This is a genomic window from Curtobacterium sp. B18 (assembly GCF_000333375.1).
Taxonomy (GTDB): Bacteria; Actinomycetota; Actinomycetes; order Actinomycetales; family Microbacteriaceae; genus Curtobacterium.
On sequence record NZ_BACZ01000737.1, the window covers coordinates 1 to 1,607 of the forward strand.

At 72.9% G+C, this 1,607-nt stretch carries 4 protein-coding genes and 1 pseudogene; 2 read left to right on the forward strand and 3 right to left on the reverse strand.

The features are described from left to right. Positions 1-218 (forward strand): annotated as a pseudogene (locus tag I5E_RS26115) (hypothetical protein); the annotation flags it as partial. Continuing rightward, positions 167-562, forward strand: coding sequence for an aldo/keto reductase (locus I5E_RS19520; protein ID WP_022908467.1), 396 nt, complete (start codon positions 167-169; stop codon positions 560-562). The pseudogene I5E_RS26115 and the gene I5E_RS19520, both read left to right, overlap by 52 nt. A gap of 5 nt (positions 563-567) precedes the next feature. Here the strand turns inward: I5E_RS19520 and I5E_RS19525 are convergent, their stop codons facing one another. From I5E_RS19525 to I5E_RS19535, 3 genes are read right to left on the reverse strand one after another with little or no spacing between them, the layout of a single operon-like run. Then, positions 568-789 (reverse strand): hypothetical protein, encoded by a 222-nt coding sequence (locus tag I5E_RS19525; protein WP_022906560.1) that lies wholly within the window; start codon positions 787-789, stop codon positions 568-570. Continuing rightward, positions 786-1,022: a hypothetical protein gene (locus tag I5E_RS19530; protein WP_022908468.1), complete on the reverse strand. Its 237-nt coding sequence runs from the start codon at positions 1,020-1,022 to the stop codon at positions 786-788. Before I5E_RS19530 ends, I5E_RS19525 begins: the two co-directional genes overlap by 4 nt. Positions 1,023-1,069: 47 nt before the next feature. Beyond that, the gene (locus I5E_RS19535) at positions 1,070-1,408 is read right to left on the reverse strand and encodes a hypothetical protein (RefSeq protein WP_022908469.1); all 339 of its coding nucleotides are present in this window, start codon (positions 1,406-1,408) and stop codon (positions 1,070-1,072) included. Between the last annotated feature and the right edge of the window lie 199 nt (positions 1,409-1,607).

The following is a 1,607-nucleotide window of genomic DNA, read 5'->3' on the forward strand; positions in this document are numbered from 1 at the left end:
GGCGAGCGGCCGAGGTGCTCGACCCGTCCGACGTGGCCGCTGTCGTCGACTGGGCGACCTCGGAGCGGCTCGACACCGTCGTGGTGCCGTACGCCCCCGTGGGGCCGGCGCAGGAGCGCTTGGATGCCCTGCGGTCGGCACTCGCCGAGGCGTCTCGAACTTCCAGGTGCCGCACCTCGAGCGGATCGTCGACGAGACCGGCGAGGTCCCCGCGGTGAACCAGGTCGAGCGGCACCCCTGGCTGCCGCAGCGCGAGCTGATGGCATTCCACGCGCAGCACGGCATCGTGACCGAGGCCTGGTCGCCGCTCGGCCGCGGGCGACTCGTCGACGAGCCGGTCCTCACCGGCATCGCGGACGCCCACGGGGTGAGCGTCGCGCAGGTGCTCGTGCGCTGGAACGTGCAGCAGGACGTGGTGGTGCTGCCGAAGTCGGTGACGCCGGCGCGGATCCGGTCGAACCTCGACGTCGACGGCTTCGTGCTGACCGACGACGACCTGGCGGCGATCGCGTCGCTCGAGTCGGGGCAGCGCACGGGGTCCCACCCGGACTCGGTGTCCTGAGGCGCTCAGCCGGTCGGGAGCAGCCCGCTGAAGGCAACCACGGCGATCCCGGTCCCCACGACTGCGAGGAAGATGCCGATCACCCGGACGAACCGCGGCGTGAGTGGCCTCCCGTTCACGAGCTCGTCGCCACCGATGGACTGCGCCCACCGGTTGAACACCGCGATCGTCACACCCCACAGCGCCACGACGACCGCGCCGATGCCGAACCAGGTCGCGCCGGTCACCGACCCCGCCTCCGCTCGATCTGCTGCCGGAGGTTCCGAACGAACACGACCTCCAGGGTGACCGCGATCGCCGTCAGGACGATCGCGAAGACGATGTGCGCGAGGTCGTGCCCACGGCTCAGCACGCTCAGCGGCAGTCCGATGACGAGCGCTGCGCAGACGACGACGTTGAACCACGCACCGACGACCCCGCCCGGGGTCCGACCAGTGCGCTCCATCCACGGGACCGGCATGCGCGGGACGCTACGCCGGCGGCCTGGGCGATCCGTACCCCGGAGCCTCAGCCCCGCCGGTCCTCCTCCGACTGCCACGGCAGGTGCAGGTCGCCGGGCTCGGGTTCGACGTCGCCAGCATCGTCGGCGCCGCCGGTCCCCGGTGCGGCGACGATCCTCGACGGGTCGATGCCGTCGGCCTCGAGCTCGGCGTCGTCCCGCTGGTCGGTCTGCGCCGCCTGGGTCTCCCGTTCGCTGGACGGGCTGTACGAGGTGTCGGCTGCCCGCTGCTGGTGCTCCCCGGTGCCCTCCGCGCCCTCATGCTGCACCCGCTCGCGCATCGCGTCGGTTCGTGCTCGGTCGTCGGAGTCCTCGGGGCCCGGGACGTCGGGGATGCTGTCGCTCATGGCGCCGACCGTAGGCCCCGGACCCCGAGCGGGTGCACCGGGCAGTCCGATCGGCGCACCCGGTCACCGTCCGTACCGATCCGGTCACGAGCCCCGGGATCGCCCCGGGGCCACGCTACGATCCCAGCGGACCGCGCGTGATCCGACGCCNGCCCGGGACGAGGGGGATCATGCGACGTTCGGTGACGAGGGGACGGGC